Below are 22,242 nucleotides of genomic sequence, written 5' to 3'. Positions count from 1 at the left end.
GGAATGACCATGGCGACTGTCAGCGTTCGCTACATCGTCGACGACGTCGATGCGGCAATTGCCTTCTATACGCAATCGCTCGGCTTTTCGCTTGCCATGCACCCGGCCCCGAGCTTCGCCATGCTGACGCGGGGCGACCTGCGCCTGCTGGTCAACGCCACGACCGGCCCCGGCGGCGCTTCCCAGCCCATGCCCGACGGGCGAAGGCCCGCGCCCGGCGGCTGGAACCGCATCCAGATCGAGGTCGGCAATATCGAGGCGGAAGTCGCGCGCCTGAAAAAATCGGGCGCCCGCTTCCGCAACGACATCGTGGCCGGCATCGGCGGCAAACAGGTGCTGGTCGAGGACCCCGCCGGCAACCCGATCGAACTGTTCGAGCCGCCGGGCAGCTAACGCGACACGAAACCGGCGGCACCCGCCGCCGGCGCGCGCCCGTTGTGAAGCGCCGCCATCGGGATTATACAGGAACGAGCTATTCCTATAGGAGTTCGCGATGGCGTCCACGATTTCGGCAAATGTCGATGGCAAGACCGCCACGAAGCTGAAAAAGGTCGCTTCGCCGGAAAACAACCAGGAAACGATCGTCCGGCTGGGCCGCGAAATGATGGCGGCGGCGGCAAGGCTGCGCCTTGAGAAGGCGAGTGCCGACCTTGCCGCCGAGCATCGCTTCGGCGGGCCGGAACACGCCTCCGGCGAGATCGACATGCTGGACGAAGCCACAGCGCTCAGCCGTTCGACTTGATGCGCTGGATACGCCTGGGCTACGATTTTTCGCCCGCCGCCCTCTGGGATTCCATCCGCAAGCCCGCAGGAGAGCGCCGCCCGTGACCGCCGCGGCCGGTCAGTCCACGCCGGCCACGTCCGTCGGCCGTCCGTAGGCGCGCAGGATCGCGGCGACGAGGCCGGGGAAGCGTTCTTCCACCTCCGCGCAGCGCGAATGGTTGCGCATTTCAATGCCGTGGCGCTCGCCACGGATGAGGCCGGCCTCGCGCAGAACCTTCATATGCTGCGACAGCGAGGATTTGGGGATGACGCGCCCGCCGAGATTGGAAAGCGCGCTGCAGGTGCCGCTGGAGCCGGCGCCGGCGATCTGCGCGAAGATCGCCACGCGCTCGGGATCGGAGAGCGCATAGAGGATCGCCTCCGGCTTCAGGTCCTCGATGGCTGGATGAAAAAGCGGTCTCATGAATTTTATATAGGGCCACTTGATATTACGATCAACAGTTCCGAATTTCTGAACTACGGAACAAGGCCGCCACTCCCGGCGGCCCTCCGGATCGAAAGGAACTGATATGTCCAAGCTTGCTGGAAAAGTCGCCGTCGTCACCGGCGCCTCCAAGGGGATCGGCGCCGCCATTGCCAGGGCGCTGGCCGCCGAAGGCGCGAAAGTGGTGGTCAATTACGCATCGAGCAAGGCGGGCGCGGATGCCGTCGTCGCGGCGATCGCGGCCGCCGGCGGCAAGGCCGTCGCGGTGCAGGGCGACGTTTCGAAGGCCGAACAGGCGCAAGCGCTGATCGACGCGGCAATCCGGGAATTCGGCCGCCTCGACGTGCTGGTCAACAATTCCGGCGTCTACGAATTCGCCGCGATCGAGGAGATCACCGAGGAACACTATCACCGCCAGTTCGGCGTGAACGTGCTCGGCCTGCTGCTGACCACCCAGGCCGCCGTCAAGCATATCGGCGAAGGCGGCAGCGTCATCAACATTTCCTCCGTGGCGACAAGCCTCGCCCCGCCCGCCTCCGCCGTCTATACCGGCACGAAGGGCGCCGTGGACGCCATTACCAGCGTGCTTGCCAAGGAGCTCGGCCCGCGCAAGATCCGCGTCAACGCCATCCTGCCCGGCATTGTCGAGACCGAAGGCACCCATAGCGCCGGCGTGATCGGTTCCGATTTCGAGCATAACGCGGTCGCCCAGACCCCGCTCGCCCGCATTGGCCAGCCGAACGATATCGCCACCGTCGCAGCCTTCCTCGCCTCCGACGATGCCGGCTGGCTGACCGGCGAAAAGCTCGTCGCCAGCGGCGGTTTCCGCTAAGCCTCGATGCCGTGCGTGCCCTTCGGGGCGCGCACGCCCTCTGCCCTCACCCCTTCATGAGTTCGCGCCCGATGCGCTTGGGCGGCTCGCTGCGCAGGACGATCGCGGTATTGACCGAGCCGTAGCGCGCAACCGCATCGACGATGCCTTCCAGCGCCGCCGGCGACGGCACGATGACCTTCAGGTGGAAACAGTCTTCCCCCGTCAGCCGGAGAACCTCGATGACCTCCGGCATCTCCGAAAACTGCTTGAGGCAGGTCTTGATATGTTCGTGCGTGGTGCGCAGGCGGATGATCGCCATCATGCCGAGCCCGACCGAAGCGGGATCGATGACGGCCCTGTAGCCGCTGACGATGCCGCGCTCCTCAAGCCGCTTCAGCCGCTCGGACGCCGCCGGCTGGGAGAGGCCGACCCGCCTTCCGAGTTCGGACACGCTGATGCGCCCGTCACCCTGCAGGATCTCGATCATGGCAATGTCGGTCGGGTCAAGCTCGAAACGGGGATCGGAATTTTTCGCCATCGGCCTTGAATCCATCGGTTTGGGCTGAGTTTTTCCGATGAATGCCAATTTATCCCGCCGCCGTAAACGGCCATCCTCGCGCATCGACCACGAGAGGCCCTTCATGACCGACATCATCCACCTGCCCGGCATCGGCAATTCCGGCGAATTCCATTGGCAAAGCCGCTGGAAAAGCGCCGATCCCGCCATCCGCCGCTTCGCGCCGGCAAACTGGGACGAGCCCGACCTGCCCGACTGGATCGCGGCCCTCGATGAGGCCGTGCGCGCGGCAGAAACGCCGCCCCTCCTCGTGGCCCACAGCCTCGCCTGCCTGCTCGTCGCCCATTGGCAGGAGGTCTCGGACCTGCCGGTGAGGGGCGCGATGCTGGTCGCCGTGCCGGACCCGGCCTCCGCGGCCTTTCCCCCGCAGGCGGCAGGTTTCGCCGACGTGCCCGACAAGCGCTTTCGTTTTCCCTCGCTGATCGTCGCCAGCACCGACGATCCCTACGGCTCGCTGACCCATGCCGAGAGGCGGGCCGGGCAATGGGGAAGCGAGGTGAAGGTGATCGGCGCGGCCGGCCACATCAACGGCCAGAGCGGGCTCGGCGACTGGCCGCAGGGCCTGGCGCTGCTGAAAGACTTCGCCTCCCGCCTGTAGCGGGCCGCAGCTCGCGGGCGGACGGCGGGCGAGGCCCGCGCATCACGGCCGCAGCGACAATAAGCCCTTGCCCCTGCCGGCCCGCGGCCGTTGCCTGCGCCGCGCAATGGCCTATCTTCCGTCGCGGTCTCTTCGCCGGAAAGCGGGATGGTTTCATGTGCCGCATTGTGCTTCGCCTGCCGCTTGCCGCCTTCCTCTTCCTCCTCGGCGCCGCCGCCGCTCATGCCGATGAAACCCTGTCCTACAGGTGGCAGGGCGTGGACCGCACCGCGATCCTGCATGTGCCGCAGGCTGCGGCGGGGCACGCCGCACCGCTCGTCATCGTCATGTACGGCTCCGACGACAAGGCCGCCAGTTTCCAGAAGAACAGCGGCTTCGACGCCGTCGCCGACCGCGAGAATTTCGCCACGCTCTATCCCGAAGCGATCGACGGCGCCTGGAACCTCAAGTCGAAGCGCCCCGCCGTCAACGGCGAGCCGGTGGACGATATCGGGTTCTTCCGCACCATGATCGACGATCTCGTCAGCCGCGGTATCGCCGACGGCACAAGGATCTACGCCACCGGCTTCTCCTACGGCGCGCTGATGACCTATACGCTCGCCTGCGCCCTGCCCGACAGGATCGCGGCGATCGCGCCGGTCGCAAGCGCCATGAACGAAGCCCAGGCCGAGGCCTGCAACCCCGCCCGCCCCCTGCCGGTCATGATGGTGAACGGCACGAGCGACGAGGTGCAGCGCTACGACGGCTATATCCGCTCCTTCGGACGGCTGCTGTCCGTTCCCGAAACGACGGAATACTGGCGCCGCGCCGACGGCTGCACCGGCCAGAGCGCCACGCCGCTGCCGCACCTGAACCCGCACGACCTGACCCGCGCCAGCCTCGTCCAATGGTCCGGATGCCGGCCCGATACCGGCGTGCAGCTCTACCGCATCGAAAACGGCGGCCACTGCTGGCCACGCCTTGCCCCGCCCGCTCCCGCCGACGGGCCGCGTTTCGGCGGATGCAGCAACGATATCGAGACGGCGGCCGAAGTCTGGAATTTCTTCAGGCGCTACCACGGCGCATGACCGGGCGAGAGCTCCCCTCCCCACCCTCATCCCTGTGCCTGTCACAGGGATCCAGCCTGCCCAAGTCCTTGGGCAGGAGAGACTCGTTTGCCTGCTGATTGAGAGAGTCATTCACCGCGCGGACGCGCGGTGGCTGGATTCCTGTGACAGGCACAGGAATTGTCTGTGCGATCCATGCTTTACTATCGGAGAAGCTGGTTATGAACCCCGGGACGGCCATCCCGGGGTTCGCGCGGTCAGGCGCCCGTACAGGAATTGGTTTTGACAACCGACCTCATGAAGGGACCTCATCGCTCCAGCTTCGCATCGCTTGATGACTTGACTGGGCTATCCGTCGGACACGCCCGCAGACAATTCGAAGCATGGAGCCCGATTATGATGACAGAACCGGCCAAAATCCAGTCCATCCTCGGTCTGGACGTCTCGTGCGATACCGTTGCCCTCTTCGATAGCCGCACCCATCGCAGCATCACCATTGCCAACGATCCCGACGCGCTGCGGGCGGCCCTGCAGCCCTATCAGGCCAGCGCCACGCTTGCCGTGTGCGAAGCAACCGGCGGCCACGAGGACACCGTGCTCGGCGTGCTCCTGGAACTGTCCATTCCAGCCCACCGCGCCGATCCCGCCAAGGTCAAGGCCTATATCCAATCCTTCGGCAAACGCGCCAAGACCGACCCGATCGATGCCCGATGGCTGGCCCGCTACGGACAGGACCGTGCCGAGGCGCTGCCGCAATGGCAACCCAAAGACCCGATCCGGCAAAGACTTACGCTGCTCGTCGCCCGCCGGCTCGATCTCGTCGCCATGCGCGTCCAGGAGCAAAATCGACTCAAGGCCCCGCGCGGCAGCTTCCTCGCCGACGATATCAATGCCCATCTCGATGAGCTCAACCGCCATATCGCCGCCCTCAATGCCGAGATCGACAGCCTGATCACCCAGGATCACGATCTCACATTGCGCGCCAAAGCACTGCGCTCGGTCCCCGGCATCGGCCCCGTCCTCATGCCGATGCTGCTGGCCCTCATGCCCGAACTCGGCAGCCTCAATCGCCGCCAGGTCGCAAGCCTTGCCGGCGTCGCACCCCATCCCAAAGACAGCGGCAAGGTCAGCTGGCACCGCGCCACCTTCGGCGGCGCACGATCCGCCCCGCGCTCTTCACCGCAGCCCTCACCGCCTGCCGCGGAGACGGACCGCTCGCCACGGCCTACAAAACCATGGTCAAGGCCGGAAAACCAAAACGGCTCGCCCTCGCCGCCCTCATGCGAAAGATCATCACCATCGCAAACGCCCGCGTCAGGGACGCTCTCAAGCCGAAAACCGAAAAAATGCCGGCATAGGCTTTAACTGACTTGGTGAGGGAGGTTGGGGTGGGCCTCCGGGCAGAACGGTTGCGGGGGATGGGTGAGGTGCTGTTGGGGTGGCGGTGAGAGGGCCGTGTCCGGTGGCGGGGGCTGCGAGGACTGGGTGCGGCGCTGTTGGGGTGGGCCGCGGGCGGAGCTGCTGCGGGGGCTGCGTGAGGCACTGTTGGGGTGGCGGTGGAAGGGCCGTGTCGGGTGGTGGAGGCTGCGGAAGGCCCCTTGCCGCCATGCCCGACGCCGGCTTTGGGCAGCGACGCCCCCTCCCCACCCTCATCCCTGTGCTTGTTGTAAAGCCCGGAAACATACCTGACAGATGTTCGGAGACATACCTGACAGTCAGTCCTGGCTTTTGAGGTTGATTTTTGCGACCTGCGTTGCGCCGAAGAAGACGCCGTAGAGACCGTCTTGCTGGAGCGGTCGGATGGCGAGGGGTTCGGATCTGAAGGCGTTGGGCACGCGCCAGAAGCGTCCCTTGAAGCTGACATAGCCCTTGGTCGCTCCGACGCGGCGCACGATGTCCGAGCTGTCATAGACCGGTTCGGGCAGGCGGTCGGGAAAGGGGCGCGGCGACGGCCTGTAGCGGCTGGCCGGCACGGCCATGTCGATGCCCTGATGGGGACGGCGATGGTTGTAGATGTCGCGCCAGCGGTCGAAGGCGCGCTGCGCCTGGGCGTGGCTGGCGAGGGCTGCAAAGTCGAAGACCTCGGCCTTGAGGCTGCGGTGGAAGCGCTCGTTCTTGCCGCGGCCCTGGGGATGGTAGGGCCTGGCATGGATGACGTCGATGCCGAGCTTGAGCAGCCAGATGCGCAACCGTGTCCATTGATTGGGCACGCCGGTGCCCCATGGCGGGCCGTTGTCGGTATAGATGGCCATCGGCAGGCCGTGGCGGCGCAGGATGGGCTCCAGCCGGGCGCGGACGGTCTGCATGCGCTCGTCGGCGCAGGCTTCGAGCCCGACGGCGAAGCGGGAATGGTCGTCGATGATGGTCAGGGGATGGCACCACAGGCCCGAGACGAGTTGCGTGCGCCCCTTGAAGTCCATCTGCCAGAGCAGATTGGGCGCCTCGCGTTCGAAACGGCCGAGCGCCGGCTGCCCGCCCCTCTGGGGCATGATGCGGTCGTGACGCACCAGGATGGCATGGACGGTGGAAGCAGATGGCGGCGCCGTTCCCAAATCCTGCAGCCGGCGGGCGATCTTGCGCGCGCCCCAGGCCGGATGTTCGTCACGGATGGCGAGCACCGCGCCCTCGAGACCGGCTGCGGTACGCCGTGGGCTCGCATGCGGCCGGCGCGATCGGTCCTCCACCGGCTCGCCCGCCTGCAGGCGCCGCAGCCAGACATAGCCCGTCTGCCGGCTGATGCCGAAACGCTGGCAAAGCTGAGAGACGTTCGCCCCTTCAAGCCCGGCCAGCCGACAGAATTCCAAACGCTCATCCACAACAGACCTCGACCGCCAAACCATCCAAACCTCCCGAGAAACCATCTCGGAAGTGTCAGGTATGTCTCCGAACATCTGTCAGGTATGTATCAAGGCCGTACACTTGTCACAGGGATCCAGCCTGCCCAAGTCCTTGGGCAGGAGAGACTCGTTTGCTTGCGGCATATGGGAGTCATTCACCGCGCGGACGCGCGGTGGCTGGATTCCTGTGACGGGCACAGGAATGAGCGACTATCTGATGTGTCAAGTTGCATATTGGAATTCCTTTCGCGCATCTCGAGCTTTTGCATTGAGAATGACGAGGAGCTTTCTGGCGAGTGCAATGCGAACGACCATTTTCGGTTTGCCTGCAGCCTGCAACCGTTGCTGGAAGGCGCCCAGATGCGGATCGTATTTGGCCGCGATGGCGGCGACCAGGAAGAGGATGTCGCGCGGTCCCTTGCGCCCGCCGCGCACCGGCCGTGGCCCGCTTTTCTTGCCGCTGTCGTTGGCAATCGGCGCAAGGCCAGCCAGCTTGACGATAGCCTTGTTGGAGATATGACCGATCTCCGGCAGCTCGGCCATCAGCCGGGCTACGGTGCGCGAGGCAACACCCTTGATGGAGCGAAAGGCCTTGTCGAGGCCGGCCCAGAGCGGATCGTCGTCGATCATCGAGGCGATCTCGCCTTCCAGCCTGCGGCTCTGACGCACCAGAAGCGCGATCACCTCGTTGAGGCTTTCAACGGCCTGTGCATCGCGGGCAACGCTTCTGCGCTGCTTCTGGATGATCAGGTCGCCGGTGACCTGGGACAGCCGCGCCACCAAGGCCTGCAGCCGCATCTGTGCCGGTTTTGGCGGTGGCGAGGCACGCAGCGGCTTGGCCTCGGCATAATGGGCAATCACCGCCGCGTCGATCTGATCGGTCTTTTCCAGAAAGCCCATGGCCTCGGCAAAGCGGCGCACATTGCGCGCATTGGCAAGCGCGCAGGCGACCCCCATCTCCCACAACAACAGAAAGGCCGGCCGCTCGTAACCGCCAGAGGCTTCCATGGCCACAAGCTCGACAGCCTCGGCAAGGCACAGAGCGCCAAGCGCGCCAATACCGGCCGCATCGTTGCTGAAACGCTGGGAAATACCCAACGGGCGGATGAAGACATCCAGCCAGTCCTTCGAAACATCCACTCCACATATGATGCTGTTCACGGTAACCTGCCTTGTGCGTGCGGTTGGAACCAAGCGACTGTTCGGTCGTACGTGACGATGGCGACGATCCCTGGCTCATCCACGGTTGTAGCCGGAGGGAGAACGGGCGACGCCGCCACGCCTCTTGCCGGGTGGCCACCCGGCAAGAGGCTCAGTCGCTTCTTTCGCACAAAATCATCAATGTGCAGATACAAGGGAGGTTGGGGCGGGCCTCCGGGCAGGACGGTGGCGGGGGATGGGTGAGGCACTGTTGGGGTGGTTGGGGTGGGCCTTCCGGCAGGACGGTTGCGGGGCTGGGTGGGGCACCGTTGGGGTGGGCCTCCCGGCGGAACGGCTGCGAGGGCTGGGTGAGGCACTGCTGGGTGGCGCTGAAAGGGCCGTGTCGGGTGGTGGAGGCTGCGGAAGGCCCCTTGCCGCCATGCCCGACGCCTGCTTTGGGCAGCGACGCTTCCCTCCCCACCCTCATCCCTGTGCCTGTCACAGGGATCCAGCCTGCCCAAGTCCTTGGGCAGGAGAGACTCATTTGCTTGCGGCATATGGGAGTCATTCACCGCGCGGACGCGCGGTGGCTGGATTCCTGTGACAGGCACAGGAATGAGGGAGGTTGGGGTGGGCCTCCGGGCAGGACGGTTGCGGGGGATGGGTGAGGCACGGGAGCCTCCGGGCAGAACGGTTGCGAGGGCTGGGTGAGGTGCCGCCTCGCTCCTCTTTCCCCCGCCCGTGATCCTGCCCGCAGCCGGCGGCCGAAAGGGTTCCGCGCGGGGCCCTCGCCCGCCCCCGGTTTGCCCGCCGTCTCACCGGGGCATACTCAGCGTATCTATTTCGCGCCCTGCCCCCAAAATGCGCCCGCACGCCATTGCCCTTCACCGGCGCAGACGTATGGTGCCAGCCGTAAGTGGTTGATCTCCAACCACGAAACCCGAATTTGATGGAGTCGTTGATGAAATTTGTGTCTTTGCCGGCGCGGCGTACGGCTGTCGCCTTCTGCCTGGGAATGGCTTTTGCGGCAAGCGCCGTGATCCTGTTCCAGCCGAGCCGTTCCGAGGCCCAGTGGGCGGCCAACCAGCCCTATATGCAGTCGGCCCTGAATTCGCTGCTGGCGGCGAAATCCTCGCTGCAGAAGGGCGCCACCAACAAGGGCGGCCACCGGCTGAACGCGATCGACCTGGTCAACCAGGCGATCGTCGAGGTGCAGGCCGGCATGGCTGTCGCCAACTGACGGGCAGCCGGAAGATCGCGATCGGAAGGCGCCCCCGCAAGGGCGCCTTTCTGTTTGCCGCTATTGCACGTGGCAGCTGGTGGAGCGGCCCGGCGCCTCCAGCTGCGCGTCGTCGCCCTTGATCCAGAACACCACCGTCCCGTCGGTATAACGCGCGCCGGAGCCGGACATGCCCTGCGGCAGGCGGAAACTCTGCCCCCCGGTGGTAATCAGCACCTCGTTGCTGGCGGTCACGAAACTTGCCGTCAGATCCTTGCCGTCGTCGCAGCGATAGGCGATGCCCGCCTTGTCTTCCGCCAGCGCCGGCCCAAGGCCCGCCACAAGCGCCAGAAGCGCCAGCCCCGACACGCCACCCTTCATTCTCGTCATGCCAGTCTCCCTCGGTTGGAAAGGGTGCGACGCTAGCAGCAGATCATGTCATCGTCTTTGCCCAGCGTCCCGGCAGGATTTGCCCGGCGTATCCCCGCCCGCCTTCGTCCGCCCGGCGCTGCCCGTCTCACGCCCGCCGCTCGGCCCGCAGCGCCGGCAGCTGCGGGATGGCGCCGGTCAGTTCCGCCACCCAGCGCGCCGATTCGGCATCCGGGTGCGGCGCCGGCGCGCGGTCGTCGGGCGGCAGGTTGGTGACGCGCAGCGCCCGCTCGCGCGCTTCGCCGGGCGTGATGCCGAACTCGCGGCGGAAGGCGCGGATGAAGGTGGCGTCCGAGCTGAACTGGCATTCGATGGCGACGTCGATGACCCGCCAGGGGCGGAAGGCCGGCGAAACGAGGATGGCGAAGGCGCGGTGCAGGCGCCGCTGCTGGATGTAGCTTGCCGGGCTCTGCGGCGCAAACAGGCGGTAGAGGCTGGCGCGCGACAGCGCAAACCGCCGGCTGAGGCTCGCGACATCCAGCGTCGCCGTGCCGAGATTGTCCTCGATATGGCGCTTGATGGCGGCAAGCAGCGCCTCCTGCGAGGGGCTGGCCACCGGGCCGGCGCTCTCGCTGCGCTGGTCCATGCCGCCGGCGGCAAGCTGCGCCAGCGATTGCGCCGCCGCCTGCCGCTCGGCCTGCGTGAGCTGCCGCGCCACCCGGCGCAGCGCCAGCATATGCTCGCCGATCAGCGCCCCGAAGGCGCTCTCGCGCCTGGCGATGACGATGGCCGGCTGCGTGTCGATCGCGGCAAAGAGCGGCGCCAGAAGCGGGCGCGGCAGCATGAAGCTCATGACCTCCGTCGCGCCGTCGTCGCCCGGAATTTCCCGCGTCAGGTGCGGCTTGCTCATGTTGATCAGGCTGACATCGCCGGCCCGCTGCAGGAAGCTGCGCTCGCCGACGACGAATTCCGCCCCGCCGCCGAGATACATGACGAGCTGGAAATGGTCGAGGCCGCGCGCGATATGCTCCGCCGTGCGGTTGTAGCGCAGCGCGCTCGACCGGCTTTCGAGCAGCAGCGCGCTGCCGAGATGAAGGTTGCTCGCCACCACCCGGAAAGCCTCCGCCTCGCCGAGGATCGTGGCGTCGCAAATATCGGCGATCAGCTCGCACAGGCGCGCAAAACCCTGCTGCGGCGAACCGAAGGCGGCCGTATCGAACAATAGCGGCTGCCCGTCCGCACCGGGCACGGCTTCAACGCTCATCTGAACTCTCGGGGCGCGCGCGAATGGCAACGACGGGACGAAACCGGCAGGCGATCTCCGGCAGCCCTCTATACCGCGCAAGGCCGGTTGCCGTCAAAGCCGCAATGCGGGCGCGGCGGCAGGCGCCACCAAGGAAAACATTCCCACCAGCGCCAATCCCCCCGGCAAAACGGCCCGCCCTCAGTCCTCCGCCGCCGCCCCCAGATAGGCGGCGAGCATGGCGCGGGCGTGCCAATCGCGGGCGTGCCAGTCGCGGTCGTACCGGTCGCGGCCGGCGCTTTTGCCCATCAGTTCGGCCGGCACTTTCCAGCCGGGATCGATGCCTTCCATGTTGGGCAGTTCGTGGGCGATGCCCTTGTGGCAGTCGATGCAGGTCGCCTTGCCGGGCAGCAGGTAGCGGGTGTGGATTTCGGCGGCGCGTTCGGTCTGTTTCGTCAGGTCCATCGCGCCCATCGAGTGGCAGTTGCGGCATTCCAGGCTGTCATTGGCCTTCAGCCGCGCCCATTCGTGCTCGGCCAGTTCCAGCCGCCTGTCGAGGAATTTCTCGCGCGTGTTGATCGTGCCGAATATCTTGCCCCAGACTTCCTTGGAGGCCTGCATCTTGCGGGCGATCTTGTCGGTCCACTGGTGCGGCACGTGGCAATCCGGGCAGGTGGCGCGCACGCCGGAGCGGTTGGAGAAATGCACGGTGCGGCTCAGCTCCTCGTAGACATTGGCGCGCATCTCGTGGCAGCCGGTGCAGAAGGCCTCGGTATTGGTCACTTCCAGCGCCGTGTTGAACGCGCCCCAGAACATGACGCCGCCGATGAAGCCGCCGAGCGTGAGGAAGCCGAGCCCGAGGGTCGCCGCCGGCGAGCGCACGAGCCGCCAGCACCACAGCGCCATCGCCTTCAGCCGGGCAATCATTGCTCGCTGCCCGCAGGCCTGAAGCCGAGCTCGCTCATGTCCTTGAACGTGTTCGGCACCAGCGGCCTCGTATCGGCCTGCGGCACATGGCAGGCGGTGCAGAAATAGCGCCGGGGCGAAACGTCGGCCAGCATCTGCCCTTCGCGGTTCATGAAATGCGTGACGCTGATCATCGGCGCGCCGGAACCTTCCGTCAGCTCGCGCCGGTGGCAGGAAAGGCAGCGGTTGGCATTGACCGTCAGCTGGTAGCCCTCGATCGAATGCGGGATGACGGGCGGCTGGTCGGGATAGTTGCGCATCTTTCTTACGTCGTCGGTCACCCATTTGGGAACCGGCTTCACATCCGTGTTTGCCATCGGGTCGTCGTTGCCAGAAAGCGGCGCCACGGTCTGGGCCAGCGTGACGGTGCCGGCAAGGACCAGCAGGGCGACGGCCGCAAGCGCCCGAGCCCGCCCGGCGACGGCGCGCCCCGCGGTCAGGCGGCGGGAAGGATCTTGACTGCGCATTTCTTGAAATCCGTCTGCTTGGAGATGGGATCGGTGGCGTCGAGCGTCACCTTGTTGATCAGCTGGCTGGCGTCGAACCAGGGCACGAAGATCACGCCGTGCGGCATGCGGTTGCGCCCGCGAATGTCCACGCGGCTGATGATCTCGCCGCGCCGCGAGCGGATCTTCACGGCCGCGCCCTGGTTGATGCCCATCCGGCGGGCGTCGTCCCCGTTCATGAAACATCGCGCGCCGGGAAAGGCGCGGTAAAGCTCGGGCACGCGCATCGTCATCGAGCCGGAATGCCAATGTTCCAGCACCCGGCCCGTCACCAGCCAGAAATCGAACTCCGCGTCGGGCGATTCGGCCGGCGGCTCGTAGGGCACGGCCAGGATGACGGCGCGGCCGTCCTTCTGCCCGTAGAATTTCAGCCCCTCGCCCGCCTTGACATAGGGGTCGTAGCCCTCGCGGTAGCGCCAGCGCGTCTCCTTGCCGTCCACGACCGGCCAGCGCAGGCCGCGCACCTGATGGTACGTGTCGTAGGGCGCCAGATCGTGGCCGTGGCCGCGCCCGAATTCGGCATATTCCTCGAACAGCCCCTTCTGGATGTAGAAGCCGAAGGCTTTGGCCTCCCGGTTCTCGTATTCGCCCGTCACCTGCGAGAGCGGGAATTCGTCCACCTTGCCGTTCTGGTAGAGCACCTGGTAGAGCGTCTTTCCCCTGTATTGCGGGTTCTTGTCCAGGATCTCGGCCGGCCAGACCTCCTCGGTGGTGAAGCGCTTGGAGAATTCCACCATCTGCCAGAGGTCCGAGCGCGCCTCGCCCGGCGCATTGACCAGCTGGTGCCAGACATGCGTGCGCCGCTCGGCATTGCCGTAGGCGCCCTCCTTCTCCACCCACATGGCGGCCGGCAGGATCAGGTCGGCGCTCATGGCGGTGACGGTCGGATAGACATCGGAAACGACGACGAAATTGTCCGGGTTGCGGTATCCCCTGTAGGTCTCGTTGCTGGTGTTCGGCGCGGCCTGCACATTGTTGTTGACCTGCACCCAGTAGAAATTCAGCTTGCCGTCATGCAGCATCCGGTCCTGCTCGACGGCGTGATAGCCGGGCTTGTCCGGCAGCAGCCCGGCCGGCAGGTTCCAGATCTCCTCGGCATGTTTGCGGTGCTCCGGGTTGGTGACGACCATGTCGGCCGGCAGGCGGTGGGCGAAGGTTCCGACCTCGCGGGCCGTGCCGCAGGCCGACGGCTGCCCCGTCAGCGAGAACGGGCTGTTGCCGGGCTCGGAAATCTTGCCGGTGAGCAGGTGCAGGTTATAGACCATCTGGTTGGCCCACACGCCGCGCACATGCTGGTTGAAACCCATGGTCCAGAGCGACATGACCCTGACCTTGGGATCGGCATAGAGTTCGGCAAGCTGCTCCAGGAAGGCGCTGTCCACGCCCGAAAGCTCGACCGTCCTTTCCAGCGTATAGTCGGAGACGAGCTGCCTGAAGGCCTCGAAATCGATCGCGTCCATGCGGCCGGCATCGGCAGCCCCCGTGGCCTTCATCTCCAGCGGGTTGTCCGGGCGCAGGCCGTAGCCGATATCGGTCGCCCCTTTCATGAATTTCGTGTGCCTGTCGACGAAATCCTGGTTGACGCGGCCGGTCCGGATAATGTGGTTGGCGATATAGTTCAGGATCGCAAGGTCGGTTCCCGGCTTGAAGATCAGCGGAATATCGGCAAGGTCCATGCTGCGATGCGTGAAGGTGGAAAGCACGGCCACCTTCACATGCTCGTGGCCGAGCCGCCGGTCGGCCACCCGCGTCCAGAGAATCGGGTGCATCTCGGCCATGTTCGAGCCCCAGAGCACGAAGGCGTCGGCATTTTCGAAATCGTCGTAGCAGCCCATCGGCTCGTCCATGCCGAAGGTGCGCATGAAGGCCACCGCCGCCGAGGCCATGCAATGGCGGGCGTTGGGATCGAGATTGTTGGAGCGGAAGCCCGCCCGCATCAGCTTCGTTGCCGCATAGCCTTCGAAGATCGTCCACTGGCCGGAGCCGAACATGCCGAGCGCCGTCGGCCCCCTGTCCTTCAGCACCCGCTTGGCCTCGGCCGCCATCACGTCGAAGGCCTCTTCCCAGGTGACGGGCTCGAATTCGCCGTCCTTGGCGTAGGCGCCGTCGCGCTTGCGCAACAGCGGGCTCGTCAGCCGGTCCTTGCCGTACATGATCTTGGAAAGGAAATAGCCCTTGACGCAGTTGAGGCCGCGGTTGACCTCCGCCTCCATGTCGCCATGCGTGGCGACGACCTGGTTTTCCTTGACGCCCACCATGACGCCGCAGCCGGTGCCGCAGAAACGGCACGGCGCCTTGGACCATTTGATTTCCAGCGCCGCAACACCGCCCGGCACCGATTGCGCAGCCGCAGGCGGCGCAATGCCGGCGGCCGCCGCCGCAATCGCCGCCGCCTGCGCCTTCAGGAGGTCACGCCGCGTCAGTTCGCCCGTCATCGCCTGTCTCCTCCATGTCCAGTGCCTGTTCGAAAACCATGTGGGCGGCCAGCACCCCGTCCATGCCCGAAATGCCGATCAGCCTTTCGCCGAGCGCGGCGGAATGCGGCCCCTCGATCACCACGACGATCTTGCCCCGCGCCGTCGCATGCACCTCGACGCCGGCAAGTCCGGCAAGGCGCGCGGCGATCTCGCCGGTCAGTTCCGGCCGCGTGAGCACGACGGCGCTGGAGATGTGGTGGCAGCCGTCAGGCATGGGCGGCCTCCCCCCGGCGGGCCGTCATGGTGATGGCGGCGGCGGGACAGAGCCCGATACAGGCGCCGCAGCCCGTGCAGGCATCGGCATCGAGTTCGGGAACGAACGGCCCGCCCGGCCGCGGCCGGAAGCGGATCGCCCCGGCCGGGCAACTGTCGCGGCAGGCCTGGCAATCGACACGGTTGAAGGCAAGGCAGCCCTCGCCCACCACCGCATGATGGGCAAAGCCGCGTGCCGCACCGGCGGCAAAGACGGGCTCGGGACAGCGCTCGGCGCAGCGGCCGCAGAAGATGCATTCCCCCTGCCCGAAATCCACCACGGCAACGCCCGAGCGGATTACGATGACCTGCGTCGGGCAGGCCTCGGCGCAGGCGCCGCAGCCCGTGCAGTTGCGGATCGAGCTTTCGCTTGCGCCCGGAGGCAGGATCCGCAAGGCGCCCTCAGGCGGCCTGCCGGTCAGGAAATCGCGTCGGCTGCGGGCGGGAAAGGTCATGGCCGGCCCTCACTCCGACGAGCCGGGAGGGGCAGGATTGATCTCGTGCGGTCCGGGCGGGCCGTAGACGATCTGGTACATCCACACCAGGAAGCCGTAACCGCCGACCACGCCGACGGCCAGCACCGGCCATATGCCGAAGGCAAGCACGGCGAAGGTCAACAGCTCCCGCCTGCGCCTTTTCCTGAATGCCTCGACGGAACCCCCGACCTCGGCCACAACATCCTCCCGGAATTGCCTTGGAAACGTGACATATGCCTTCAAGCCGGTGCGGCCGGCTCCTGCCGGCTCAATGCGAGCGCTGCCCCTCCTGCCCGTCCTCGCGCTCGGCCGCCGGCACGATGATGCCGGAATAGAGCACGGGCGAGCCGCTATGGTCGCGAAAGGCGCGGCCGAAGGCGGCGACCAGCCGGTATCGCCCGTCCCGGCCCCGCACGCGGTACGTATCCTGCTGGGCGATATCGGCCACCAGCACTTCGGAAATCTTCCTTGCGAGCTCAGGCTGGTCGTCCGGGTGGACGCGCCTCAGATAGGTTTCGAGCGGCAGGCCGCGCACGGTGGCGGCGGGATCGAGGCCGAAAAGCTCGGCAATCGCGCTGTCGGCAAAGACGAGGTCGCGCACGATATCCCATGTATAGATACCGGCATCGGCGGCCACGTCCTCGAATATTTCGAACGCGTGAACCGATTGTCCAGTCATGGCCTCGCCTCCCCCCCCCTTGTTTATTAGAATCTCAACTAAGGGCGAAGCGGGCAAGGTCAAGGTGCAAGCTTTCGCTTTGCCCGGCCGGCCCGGTTTTTACTTCGCGAGGTTCCGGGCCATGCGCAGATGCTCTTCCAGGTCGGGCAGCGTCTTGCTGGCCCAGGCCTTCAGCGCGGCATTGTCGCCGCCCTCGCCGTAGCGCGCGAAGAGATCGACCGCCTGTTCGTGCGCCTGCGCCTGGCCGGCAAGATATTGCCGGGTGAAATCCTCGCCCTGCAGGCCCTTGAGTGCGGCGAGCGCGGCCTGCTGCGCCGCCGTCATGGCCTGCGGGATGCGCGCCTCCACCTTGCCGCCGGCAACCAGCGCCTTCAGCTCCTGCGTCGTCTTGCGGTGGTCCTTCACCATCTCCTCGGCAAAGGCCCTGGCCGGCGCGTCGGCGCGGCGGGCGGCAAGCTTGCCGGCCTCGATCTCGAACATGTCGGCCGAGGCCGCCTGCGCCACGAAATCCGCCGTTTTCGGCGCGCCGCCGGCATCGCCGCCCGCGCCCGCCTGCGCCAGCGCGCCGGAGGCGAGCAGCACGGCAAACCCGGCAAAGAGGAAAGCTTTCATCGTCCCGTTCTCCTGCTCCTGTTTCCCTTTGGCTCCTGTTTCCCTTTGGCCCCCGCTCCGGCCGGAGAACCGGGGCGCCGTCAGGCGAACTTCTTTCGCCGGCAAAAGTTCCATTTTCGCCGCGCCCCGGCGCATTTTCCGCTTGCGGCGGCAGGCACCCCCGGACCTTGGTCCGTATCGGGCCGGCGCGTTTGCGTGCATGATGATCGGCCGGATCGCAATCTTGGGGAGGACGCTGTGATCTACCAACGGCGCAATGTGACGGACAGCCCGCAGGAGCGGCTGTGTTTCGAAAAGGAGGCGGCGGCAGCCCTCACCCGGCATTACCGGCGCCCGATGACCATCCTGTTTTCCTGCCAGCCGGGCCGCAAGCCCAACACGATCGACCTGCGGGCGATCCCCCATTTCCTCGGGCCCGCGCCCGGCCACTGGTCGCGCGGCGCCCCGCCGCATTGAGCCGCATTGCCGGATCGGGCGACAGGGCAAGGGCCGCGCCGCGATCCGGCTTTCCTCGCCGCGCGCCTTCGCTTACAATCGCTGCCGGATAGAGGGGATTCCACCATGAGCGAAGACGCCTTCAACATGTCCATCCGCAAATTCCTGAAGGAAGTCGGCGTGACCTCGCAGCGCAAGATCGAGGAGACCGTGCGCGACGGCCGGATCGGCGGCCAGGTCGGCGGCAAGACGCTGAAAGTCCGCATGACGCTGACGGCTGAAGGCACCGGCCTCAGCCATGTGATCGACGGCGAAATCGAGCTTCCATAGCGCAGGTTGTTTTCCTCGAAACGCGAACGTGCTCCATCTGCTTGTTTTTCCGCAATTCCGGACGCAAAACCGCTGCACACTTTTGCTGGAATTGCTTGTTTCTTCGCAATTCCGGACGCAAAACCGCTGCACACTTTTGCTGGAATTGCTGCGCCGTCAATAATAGGGCGAGAGGCAGGCCTGCCGCCGGCCGTAATAGGGCTGGAACGTGTTGTCATAGGCCCTGTAGGAGCGGTAGCGCGCAAAACACCAGCGCACATGCGCATTGCCGCCATAATAGGCCGGCCGATAGGAGCGCGGCGCATAGGTGCGCGGCGCGTAATAACGCGGGCCGTAATAGGCCGAGCCGTAATAGCCCCGATCGTAATAGCCGGAGCCGTAATACCGGGGCTGCGACAGCAATCCGCCGATAATGACGCCGGTCGCCAGGCCGCCGAGCGCCCAGCCCCAGCCGTCGCCGCCATGGTGGCGATAATAGCCGCCGTGATAGCCGCCGCGATAGCGCACCGGCTCGGCCTGCTGCCCGCCGATATCGGGGGCGGTCATGACGGGAAAGGCCGCAGCCGGCGGTGCGCCCGTCAGCGTCGTGGCCAGCGTCGTGGTCAGCGTCGTTGCCAGCGACAGGGCAATGATTGCGAGCCTCTTCATGGCTTCACCTCTCTCTGCATCGCCCCCGCCCATTATAGCGCGGAAAGCAGGGCGTGGCACCCGATTTCGCCGCCGGCGCCGGGGCCTGTCGCAGCACCCGCCACCCGCTCCTATCACCCGCCTCCATCACCCGCCCCCATCACCCGAATGCAGCATTGACGGCCCGCCTGCCCCGCCTAGACTCCGCGGATGGTCGATCTGCCGGGCTGGGGCCGGCGCATCTTGAGGAGGATGCCATGCGCAAAAGCGATAAGCAGAAAACCGATATGCAGCAGCCTGACATGGAGAAAGTCGATGCGCTCGTCGCCCGCCTCGTGGGCGATCTCGGCGCCGGCGTGTCGGGCGTTCTCGTCGTGCTCGGCGACCATCTCGGCCTGTTCCGGGCGATGATCGACGGGCGGCCGCGCTCCTCGATGGAGCTTGCCGAAACCACCGGCCTGACCGAGCGCAACCTGCGCGAATGGCTGGCGGCCATGGCGGCGGCCGATTACATCACCTATCACGAGGCCTCCAACAAATTCGCCATGACGCCGGAACAGGCGCTGGTCTTCGCCAACGAGGAGAGCCCCGCCTTCTTCGGCGGCGCCTTCGAGATCGTGCAATCCATGTGGATGGACGAGCCCAAGGTGGAGGAAGCCTTCAAGACCGGGCGCGGCCTTGGCTGGCACGAGCACAGCAAATGCCTCTTCCGCGGCACCGAGCGCTTCTTCCGGCCGGGTTACAACAGCCACCTCGTCACCGAATGGATTCCGGCGCTGAAGGGCGTCAAGGAAAAGCTCGAGCGCGGGGCCGAGGTGGCCGATGTCGGCTGCGGCCACGGCGCCTCGACCATCCTGATGGCCAAGGCCTTCCCGAACTCGCATTTCCACGGCTTCGATTACCACGCCCCCTCGATCGAGCGCGCCAGGCGGGCCGCCAAGGAGGCGGGCGTTGCCGACCGCGTGACCTTCAGCAAGGCCTCGGCCAAGGAATTCCCGGCCGGCAACTACGATCTCGTCGCCATGTTCGACTGCCTGCACGACATGGGCGACCCCGTCGGCGCCGGCCGCCACATCCGCGAAACCATGGCCAAGGACGGCACCTGGATGATCGTCGAGCCCTTCGCCCATGACGGCCTGAAAGACAACCTCAACCCCGTCGGCCGCGTCTATTACGGCGCCTCGACAATGATCTGCACCCCCGCCTCCATGGCCCAGGAAGTCGGCCTCGGCCTCGGCGCCCAGGCCGGCGAGATGAAACTGCGCAAGGTGGCCCTGGACGCCGGCTACCACCACTTCCGCAGGGCAAGCGAGACGCCGTTCAACATGATCTTCGAGGTGCGGAACTAGGATTGAGGCGTGGCGGACGTTCGGAAGCCGGCAAGGGTGGGGTGCCGGTGGCGTTGTGCCGTGTGGTACCCCGCTCTGCGCTGAGGTGCGAAGGTCCCGCCTCTGGCCGATCTCCCCCCTTGTGGGGGCGTCCGAAGGACCCGGCAAGACAGAGGCGGCGCCGGATCAGTCGCTGCCTCCGAAGACGATTGCGTAGAGCCATGTGCCGTCGGCCTGGCGGCGCACGACTTCGGTGCTTCTGGCCGCCATTCTGACCGGTTTGCCGTCGGCGTCGGTGCCGGCCATTTCCCAATCGGAAACCAGCATCGCGGTGGCGCCCTCTTCGTCGGGCAGCGCTTTCACCCTGAAGCTGAACCTCGGCCTGAACGCCAGGAACTGCTTCAGCGCCTCCCCTATTTCCGCCCGCCCGCGGGCGGTCCTGCCCGCATCCATGTACCACCGGGCGTCCGGTTCATGCAGGGCCACGCATGTTTCCAGATCGGCGCGGTTCATGGCGTCGAAAAACAGGGCGTCTACGTCTTCCGGTCTTCTGGCCAGCATCTTGCTCTACCTTTGCTGTTGGAGTGGCAGAGGCAGCGATATCACGGGCCTGTTGCCAGCGTTCTGTCAGCATGATGCGCAGGCCGGATCGCAAGAACGGCGAGCGCCGCCGGTTCCGGCTGCCGTCGCGCTACCCCTGTCCCTGCCGGGGGTCCGGCCCGCCGCCCTGCTGCGGCCCGCTCCTGTCGAGCGTTGCCCTCCACCGCGCCAGGAGAACGGGCGGGGCCACGGCGAAGTGCTCGTCCAGAACCTCTATGCGGGTGATCCGGTCCGTCCGGAAATTGCGGAAATCGTCGCGAGATTCGCACCAGGCCGCCAGCAGCCTTATGCCCTCGAAATAGCCGATCAGGAACGGCCACACCGTGCGGCGCGTGGCGGCTCCCTGCGCATCGACATAGCCGATGCTGATCTTGCGGCCGGCATGGATCGCCTTTCGCAGCACCGCCAGATCCGCGCCTTCGGCAAAGGGCACCTCCACCGAGCTCGCCTGCACCGCCGGCTGTTCGATGATCTTCTTCAGGGGCTCGGGGACGGCGGCCACGATCTTCGACCGCAGCGCCACGGCGGCCTTCGCCAGCTGCGGGTCGCCGTGGCCGGCAACCCAATGCACGCCGAGCACCAGGGCCTCGACCTCATCGGCCGTGAGCATGAGCGGCGGCAGGTCGAACCCGTCGTCGAGAACGTAGCCGACCCCGGCCTCGCCGCGGATCGGAACCCGCTCCGCCATCAGCGCCGCAAGGTCGCGGTAGATCGTGCGCCTGGACGTCTCCACCTCGGCGGCCAGCCGTTCGGCGGTCACCGGCCCGCGCCCGGTGCGAAGGATCTGGATGATCTGAAACAGCCGCTGGGCGCGCCTCACGAAAAACTCCCCGTCTCACACGTCATGCCGGGTCTCGCACATCATGCCGACCGCGCGGGCTCGGTCATATCAGGCCGCGCCCCGCGCATCCAGCAAGCGCCGAACGGCGAAGAACCGTCCACCGCGGCAAAGGAAAAGGCGGCGCCCCGAACCGGAGCGCCGCCTTCCTTCATATCAAACCGTGACAAGGCAAGGCCCGAAAGCCCCTAGGTCTTCTTCGCCGCCCTGCTCTTCTTCGCGGGCGTCTCGGGGGCGGGCTGGGCAAGCCTTAGCGCACGCAGCTTTTCCGTCTTCTTCTGCCGGGCGGCGGCCTCGCTTTCGAGGATGTCGCGGGCGACGGAGGTCGTCTGCTCGGCCCTCGCCTGCGGCGAAAGTTTCTCGGGCTTGAAGAACGTGTCCTTCGGCTCGGTCATGCCTTCTCCTTGCCTTCGGGTCCGCAGGGGCGCGAAGCCTCAGCGGCCACGGCCGACCTTCTTCTTCGGCGCCGGCACCAGGCCCTCGCGCTGCGCCTGCTTGCGGGCGAGCTTGCGGGCGCGGCGGATGGCCTCGCTCTTTTCGCGGGCGCGCTTTTCCGAGGGCTTCTCGTAGGCGCTGCGTTCCTTCATTTCGCGGAACACGCCTTCGCGCTGCAGCTTCTTCTTGAGCACGCGCAGAGCCTGATCGACATTGTTGTCTCGGACGAGTACCTGCAAGTTGTCTCCTTAATCAGCGATTGCTGTCATTTTCTGATGCGGATCGAATTGGCATTGATCCAGCTCGATTTCGGCTTTTCGGGCGCCGCCTGCGCAAGCTTGGGCGGCGAAGGCGATGCCTGGACGTCGATATCGTCCTGGCGGATGCTGCGCTCGAAATTCTCGTTATGGAACCGGACGCGATAATGCACGAAGCCCTGCGCGGCAGGCAGGACGGAGAGAATATGGCCCGAACCCGAGGGCTGGGTGCTGCCGAGCACGCCGTGCTTGAGCACGACCGTGTCGCCCGGCCGGTAACGACGATATGCCATGTCGTTTTACCCTCATGGAATGAAAAATAAAAGGCCGGGACTGCTCCCGACCTTCCCGGGCCCTCGCCTTTTCAGGCCGGG

General features: G+C 66.3%; 28 protein-coding genes and 2 pseudogenes. 10 read left to right on the top strand and 20 right to left on the bottom strand.

Translation table 11 applies throughout. The features are described from left to right. Positions 1 to 9: 9 nt before the first annotated feature. A complete protein-coding gene (locus ACU8HS_RS19435; RefSeq protein ID WP_112759595.1) occupies positions 10 to 393 on the top strand; it encodes a VOC family protein in 384 nt (127 codons plus the stop codon). A gap of 100 nt (positions 394 to 493) precedes the next feature. Next, a complete protein-coding gene (locus ACU8HS_RS19430) occupies positions 494 to 742 on the top strand; it encodes a hypothetical protein (RefSeq protein WP_112759596.1) in 249 nt (82 codons plus the stop codon). A 99-nt stretch (positions 743 to 841) separates the two neighbouring features. On the opposite strand, the gene ACU8HS_RS19425 is transcribed toward ACU8HS_RS19430, so the two are convergent. Continuing rightward, entirely contained in the window at positions 842 to 1,186 is a 345-nt protein-coding gene (locus ACU8HS_RS19425; RefSeq protein WP_112571574.1) for a winged helix-turn-helix domain-containing protein, read from the bottom strand. A 106-nt stretch (positions 1,187 to 1,292) separates the two neighbouring features. Between ACU8HS_RS19425 and ACU8HS_RS19420 the strand changes: the two genes are divergently transcribed. Next, complete coding sequence (locus ACU8HS_RS19420; RefSeq protein ID WP_112759597.1) at positions 1,293 to 2,039, top strand: glucose 1-dehydrogenase; 747 nt, start codon at positions 1,293 to 1,295, stop codon at positions 2,037 to 2,039. Positions 2,040 to 2,085: 46 nt separating this feature from the next. Here ACU8HS_RS19420 and ACU8HS_RS19415 read toward each other — a convergent pair whose 3' ends face one another. After that, on the bottom strand, positions 2,086 to 2,559 hold the full coding sequence (locus ACU8HS_RS19415; protein ID WP_447014982.1) for an Lrp/AsnC family transcriptional regulator: 474 nt from the start codon (positions 2,557 to 2,559) through the stop codon (positions 2,086 to 2,088). Between the two features lie 103 nt (positions 2,560 to 2,662). Here ACU8HS_RS19415 and ACU8HS_RS19410 point away from each other — a divergent pair, with 103 nt between their 5' ends. The 3 genes and pseudogenes from ACU8HS_RS19410 to ACU8HS_RS19400 all read left to right on the top strand — a co-directional run bounded on the left by ACU8HS_RS19410 (position 2,663) and on the right by ACU8HS_RS19400 (position 5,600). Further along, the gene (locus ACU8HS_RS19410; RefSeq protein WP_447014981.1) at positions 2,663 to 3,196 is read left to right on the top strand and encodes an RBBP9/YdeN family alpha/beta hydrolase; all 534 of its coding nucleotides are present in this window, start codon (positions 2,663 to 2,665) and stop codon (positions 3,194 to 3,196) included. Positions 3,197 to 3,351: 155 nt separating this feature from the next. Beyond that, complete coding sequence (locus tag ACU8HS_RS19405; RefSeq protein WP_447014980.1) at positions 3,352 to 4,263, top strand: alpha/beta hydrolase family esterase; 912 nt, start codon at positions 3,352 to 3,354, stop codon at positions 4,261 to 4,263. Between the two features lie 375 nt (positions 4,264 to 4,638). Continuing rightward, positions 4,639 to 5,600, top strand: a pseudogene (locus ACU8HS_RS19400) (IS110 family transposase). A 313-nt stretch (positions 5,601 to 5,913) separates the two neighbouring features. Here ACU8HS_RS19400 and ACU8HS_RS19395 read toward each other — a convergent pair. Both ACU8HS_RS19395 and ACU8HS_RS19390 read right to left on the bottom strand, forming a co-directional pair. Continuing rightward, positions 5,914 to 7,082, bottom strand: a pseudogene (locus ACU8HS_RS19395) (IS481 family transposase); the annotation flags it as partial. A 219-nt stretch (positions 7,083 to 7,301) separates the two neighbouring features. Next, positions 7,302 to 8,240, bottom strand: a complete 939-nt coding sequence (locus ACU8HS_RS19390) for an IS110 family transposase (RefSeq protein WP_447014979.1) — start codon at positions 8,238 to 8,240, stop codon at positions 7,302 to 7,304. Positions 8,241 to 9,180: 940 nt separating this feature from the next. Between ACU8HS_RS19390 and ACU8HS_RS19385 the strand changes: the two genes are divergently transcribed. After that, positions 9,181 to 9,459, top strand: coding sequence for a hypothetical protein (locus ACU8HS_RS19385; RefSeq protein WP_113414492.1), 279 nt, complete (start codon positions 9,181 to 9,183; stop codon positions 9,457 to 9,459). Between the two features lie 60 nt (positions 9,460 to 9,519). Here ACU8HS_RS19385 and ACU8HS_RS19380 read toward each other — a convergent pair whose 3' ends face one another. The 10 genes from ACU8HS_RS19380 to ACU8HS_RS19335 all read right to left on the bottom strand — a co-directional run bounded on the left by ACU8HS_RS19380 (position 9,520) and on the right by ACU8HS_RS19335 (position 17,018). Beyond that, complete coding sequence (locus ACU8HS_RS19380; RefSeq protein ID WP_447014978.1) at positions 9,520 to 9,828, bottom strand: MliC family protein; 309 nt, start codon at positions 9,826 to 9,828, stop codon at positions 9,520 to 9,522. 127 nt (positions 9,829 to 9,955) lie between these two features. Beyond that, on the bottom strand, positions 9,956 to 11,071 hold the full coding sequence (locus ACU8HS_RS19375; RefSeq protein WP_447014977.1) for a helix-turn-helix domain-containing protein: 1,116 nt from the start codon (positions 11,069 to 11,071) through the stop codon (positions 9,956 to 9,958). A gap of 180 nt (positions 11,072 to 11,251) precedes the next feature. After that, positions 11,252 to 11,977 (bottom strand): NapC/NirT family cytochrome c, encoded by a 726-nt coding sequence (locus ACU8HS_RS19370; protein WP_447014976.1) that lies wholly within the window; start codon positions 11,975 to 11,977, stop codon positions 11,252 to 11,254. Then, entirely contained in the window at positions 11,974 to 12,483 is a 510-nt protein-coding gene (locus ACU8HS_RS19365; protein WP_447014975.1) for a nitrate reductase cytochrome c-type subunit, read from the bottom strand. Before ACU8HS_RS19365 ends, ACU8HS_RS19370 begins: the two co-directional genes overlap by 4 nt. After that, a complete protein-coding gene (gene napA / locus ACU8HS_RS19360; protein WP_447014974.1) occupies positions 12,453 to 14,957 on the bottom strand; it encodes a periplasmic nitrate reductase subunit alpha in 2,505 nt (834 codons plus the stop codon). The genes ACU8HS_RS19365 and napA overlap by 31 nt, the downstream gene beginning before the upstream one ends. Then, a complete protein-coding gene (locus ACU8HS_RS19355; RefSeq protein ID WP_447014973.1) occupies positions 14,932 to 15,213 on the bottom strand; it encodes a chaperone NapD in 282 nt (93 codons plus the stop codon). Before ACU8HS_RS19355 ends, napA begins: the two co-directional genes overlap by 26 nt. Then, positions 15,206 to 15,706 (bottom strand): ferredoxin-type protein NapF, encoded by a 501-nt coding sequence (locus ACU8HS_RS19350; protein WP_447014972.1) that lies wholly within the window; start codon positions 15,704 to 15,706, stop codon positions 15,206 to 15,208. Before ACU8HS_RS19350 ends, ACU8HS_RS19355 begins: the two co-directional genes overlap by 8 nt. A gap of 9 nt (positions 15,707 to 15,715) precedes the next feature. Continuing rightward, a complete protein-coding gene (gene napE / locus ACU8HS_RS19345) occupies positions 15,716 to 15,925 on the bottom strand; it encodes a periplasmic nitrate reductase, NapE protein (RefSeq protein WP_112573329.1) in 210 nt (69 codons plus the stop codon). Between the two features lie 70 nt (positions 15,926 to 15,995). Beyond that, positions 15,996 to 16,406, bottom strand: a complete 411-nt coding sequence (locus tag ACU8HS_RS19340) for a PAS domain-containing protein (protein WP_447014971.1) — start codon at positions 16,404 to 16,406, stop codon at positions 15,996 to 15,998. Between the two features lie 99 nt (positions 16,407 to 16,505). Beyond that, complete coding sequence (locus ACU8HS_RS19335) at positions 16,506 to 17,018, bottom strand: DUF4142 domain-containing protein (protein ID WP_447014970.1); 513 nt, start codon at positions 17,016 to 17,018, stop codon at positions 16,506 to 16,508. A gap of 237 nt (positions 17,019 to 17,255) precedes the next feature. Between ACU8HS_RS19335 and ACU8HS_RS19330 the strand changes: the two genes are divergently transcribed. Next, complete coding sequence (locus tag ACU8HS_RS19330) at positions 17,256 to 17,474, top strand: hypothetical protein (protein ID WP_112573325.1); 219 nt, start codon at positions 17,256 to 17,258, stop codon at positions 17,472 to 17,474. A 105-nt stretch (positions 17,475 to 17,579) separates the two neighbouring features. Beyond that, the gene (locus ACU8HS_RS19325) at positions 17,580 to 17,783 is read left to right on the top strand and encodes a DUF6494 family protein (protein ID WP_447014969.1); all 204 of its coding nucleotides are present in this window, start codon (positions 17,580 to 17,582) and stop codon (positions 17,781 to 17,783) included. Positions 17,784 to 17,939: 156 nt separating this feature from the next. On the opposite strand, the gene ACU8HS_RS19320 is transcribed toward ACU8HS_RS19325, so the two are convergent. Beyond that, positions 17,940 to 18,431 carry a BA14K family protein gene (locus ACU8HS_RS19320; RefSeq protein WP_447014968.1) on the bottom strand — a complete coding sequence of 164 codons (492 nt, stop codon included), beginning with the start codon at positions 18,429 to 18,431 and terminating at the stop codon, positions 17,940 to 17,942. A 266-nt stretch (positions 18,432 to 18,697) separates the two neighbouring features. Between ACU8HS_RS19320 and ACU8HS_RS19315 the strand changes: the two genes are divergently transcribed. Beyond that, entirely contained in the window at positions 18,698 to 19,759 is a 1,062-nt protein-coding gene (locus ACU8HS_RS19315) for a class I SAM-dependent methyltransferase (RefSeq protein ID WP_112573689.1), read from the top strand. A 165-nt stretch (positions 19,760 to 19,924) separates the two neighbouring features. On the opposite strand, the gene ACU8HS_RS19310 is transcribed toward ACU8HS_RS19315, so the two are convergent. The 5 genes from ACU8HS_RS19310 to ACU8HS_RS19290 form a co-directional block, all read right to left on the bottom strand. Beyond that, the gene (locus tag ACU8HS_RS19310) at positions 19,925 to 20,299 is read right to left on the bottom strand and encodes a YybH family protein (RefSeq protein ID WP_112573098.1); all 375 of its coding nucleotides are present in this window, start codon (positions 20,297 to 20,299) and stop codon (positions 19,925 to 19,927) included. Between the two features lie 130 nt (positions 20,300 to 20,429). Continuing rightward, a complete protein-coding gene (locus tag ACU8HS_RS19305; protein ID WP_447014967.1) occupies positions 20,430 to 21,158 on the bottom strand; it encodes a helix-turn-helix transcriptional regulator in 729 nt (242 codons plus the stop codon). Positions 21,159 to 21,364: 206 nt separating this feature from the next. After that, positions 21,365 to 21,571 (bottom strand): hypothetical protein, encoded by a 207-nt coding sequence (locus ACU8HS_RS19300; RefSeq protein ID WP_112706470.1) that lies wholly within the window; start codon positions 21,569 to 21,571, stop codon positions 21,365 to 21,367. A gap of 39 nt (positions 21,572 to 21,610) precedes the next feature. After that, on the bottom strand, positions 21,611 to 21,850 hold the full coding sequence (rpsU, locus tag ACU8HS_RS19295; RefSeq protein ID WP_112573104.1) for a 30S ribosomal protein S21: 240 nt from the start codon (positions 21,848 to 21,850) through the stop codon (positions 21,611 to 21,613). A 26-nt stretch (positions 21,851 to 21,876) separates the two neighbouring features. Next, a complete protein-coding gene (locus ACU8HS_RS19290; RefSeq protein WP_112573106.1) occupies positions 21,877 to 22,161 on the bottom strand; it encodes a cold-shock protein in 285 nt (94 codons plus the stop codon). Positions 22,162 to 22,242 lie beyond the last annotated feature (81 nt).

The sequence above is a fragment of the Rhizobium sp. KDH_Rht_773_N genome (assembly GCF_052946295.1).
Note: the sequence above shows the minus strand (reverse complement) of the source record. Positions and strands in the feature narration are given on the sequence as shown.

Excerpts from the sequence above, each read along its gene's own strand:
- ACU8HS_RS19435 (WP_112759595.1), top strand. The coding sequence starts at position 10 with ATGGCGACTGTCAGCGTTCGCTACATCGTCGACGACGTCGATGCGGCA.
- ACU8HS_RS19430 (WP_112759596.1), top strand. The coding sequence starts at position 494 with ATGGCGTCCACGATTTCGGCAAATGTCGATGGCAAGACCGCCACGAAG.
- ACU8HS_RS19425 (WP_112571574.1), bottom strand. The coding sequence starts at position 1,186 with ATGAGACCGCTTTTTCATCCAGCCATCGAGGACCTGAAGCCGGAGGCG.
- ACU8HS_RS19420 (WP_112759597.1), top strand. The coding sequence starts at position 1,293 with ATGTCCAAGCTTGCTGGAAAAGTCGCCGTCGTCACCGGCGCCTCCAAG.
- ACU8HS_RS19415 (WP_447014982.1), bottom strand. The coding sequence starts at position 2,559 with ATGGCGAAAAATTCCGATCCCCGTTTCGAGCTTGACCCGACCGACATT.
- ACU8HS_RS19410 (WP_447014981.1), top strand. The coding sequence starts at position 2,663 with ATGACCGACATCATCCACCTGCCCGGCATCGGCAATTCCGGCGAATTC.
- ACU8HS_RS19405 (WP_447014980.1), top strand. The coding sequence starts at position 3,352 with ATGTGCCGCATTGTGCTTCGCCTGCCGCTTGCCGCCTTCCTCTTCCTC.
- ACU8HS_RS19385 (WP_113414492.1), top strand. The coding sequence starts at position 9,181 with ATGAAATTTGTGTCTTTGCCGGCGCGGCGTACGGCTGTCGCCTTCTGC.
- ACU8HS_RS19380 (WP_447014978.1), bottom strand. The coding sequence starts at position 9,828 with ATGACGAGAATGAAGGGTGGCGTGTCGGGGCTGGCGCTTCTGGCGCTT.
- ACU8HS_RS19375 (WP_447014977.1), bottom strand. The coding sequence starts at position 11,071 with ATGAGCGTTGAAGCCGTGCCCGGTGCGGACGGGCAGCCGCTATTGTTC.
- ACU8HS_RS19370 (WP_447014976.1), bottom strand. The coding sequence starts at position 11,977 with ATGATTGCCCGGCTGAAGGCGATGGCGCTGTGGTGCTGGCGGCTCGTG.
- ACU8HS_RS19365 (WP_447014975.1), bottom strand. The coding sequence starts at position 12,483 with ATGCGCAGTCAAGATCCTTCCCGCCGCCTGACCGCGGGGCGCGCCGTC.
- napA (WP_447014974.1), bottom strand. The coding sequence starts at position 14,957 with ATGACGGGCGAACTGACGCGGCGTGACCTCCTGAAGGCGCAGGCGGCG.
- ACU8HS_RS19355 (WP_447014973.1), bottom strand. The coding sequence starts at position 15,213 with ATGCCTGACGGCTGCCACCACATCTCCAGCGCCGTCGTGCTCACGCGG.
- ACU8HS_RS19350 (WP_447014972.1), bottom strand. The coding sequence starts at position 15,706 with ATGACCTTTCCCGCCCGCAGCCGACGCGATTTCCTGACCGGCAGGCCG.
- ACU8HS_RS19340 (WP_447014971.1), bottom strand. The coding sequence starts at position 16,406 with ATGACTGGACAATCGGTTCACGCGTTCGAAATATTCGAGGACGTGGCC.
- ACU8HS_RS19335 (WP_447014970.1), bottom strand. The coding sequence starts at position 17,018 with ATGAAAGCTTTCCTCTTTGCCGGGTTTGCCGTGCTGCTCGCCTCCGGC.
- ACU8HS_RS19325 (WP_447014969.1), top strand. The coding sequence starts at position 17,580 with ATGAGCGAAGACGCCTTCAACATGTCCATCCGCAAATTCCTGAAGGAA.
- ACU8HS_RS19320 (WP_447014968.1), bottom strand. The coding sequence starts at position 18,431 with ATGAAGAGGCTCGCAATCATTGCCCTGTCGCTGGCAACGACGCTGACC.
- ACU8HS_RS19315 (WP_112573689.1), top strand. The coding sequence starts at position 18,698 with ATGCAGCAGCCTGACATGGAGAAAGTCGATGCGCTCGTCGCCCGCCTC.
- ACU8HS_RS19310 (WP_112573098.1), bottom strand. The coding sequence starts at position 20,299 with ATGCTGGCCAGAAGACCGGAAGACGTAGACGCCCTGTTTTTCGACGCC.
- ACU8HS_RS19300 (WP_112706470.1), bottom strand. The coding sequence starts at position 21,571 with ATGACCGAGCCGAAGGACACGTTCTTCAAGCCCGAGAAACTTTCGCCG.
- ACU8HS_RS19290 (WP_112573106.1), bottom strand. The coding sequence starts at position 22,161 with ATGGCATATCGTCGTTACCGGCCGGGCGACACGGTCGTGCTCAAGCAC.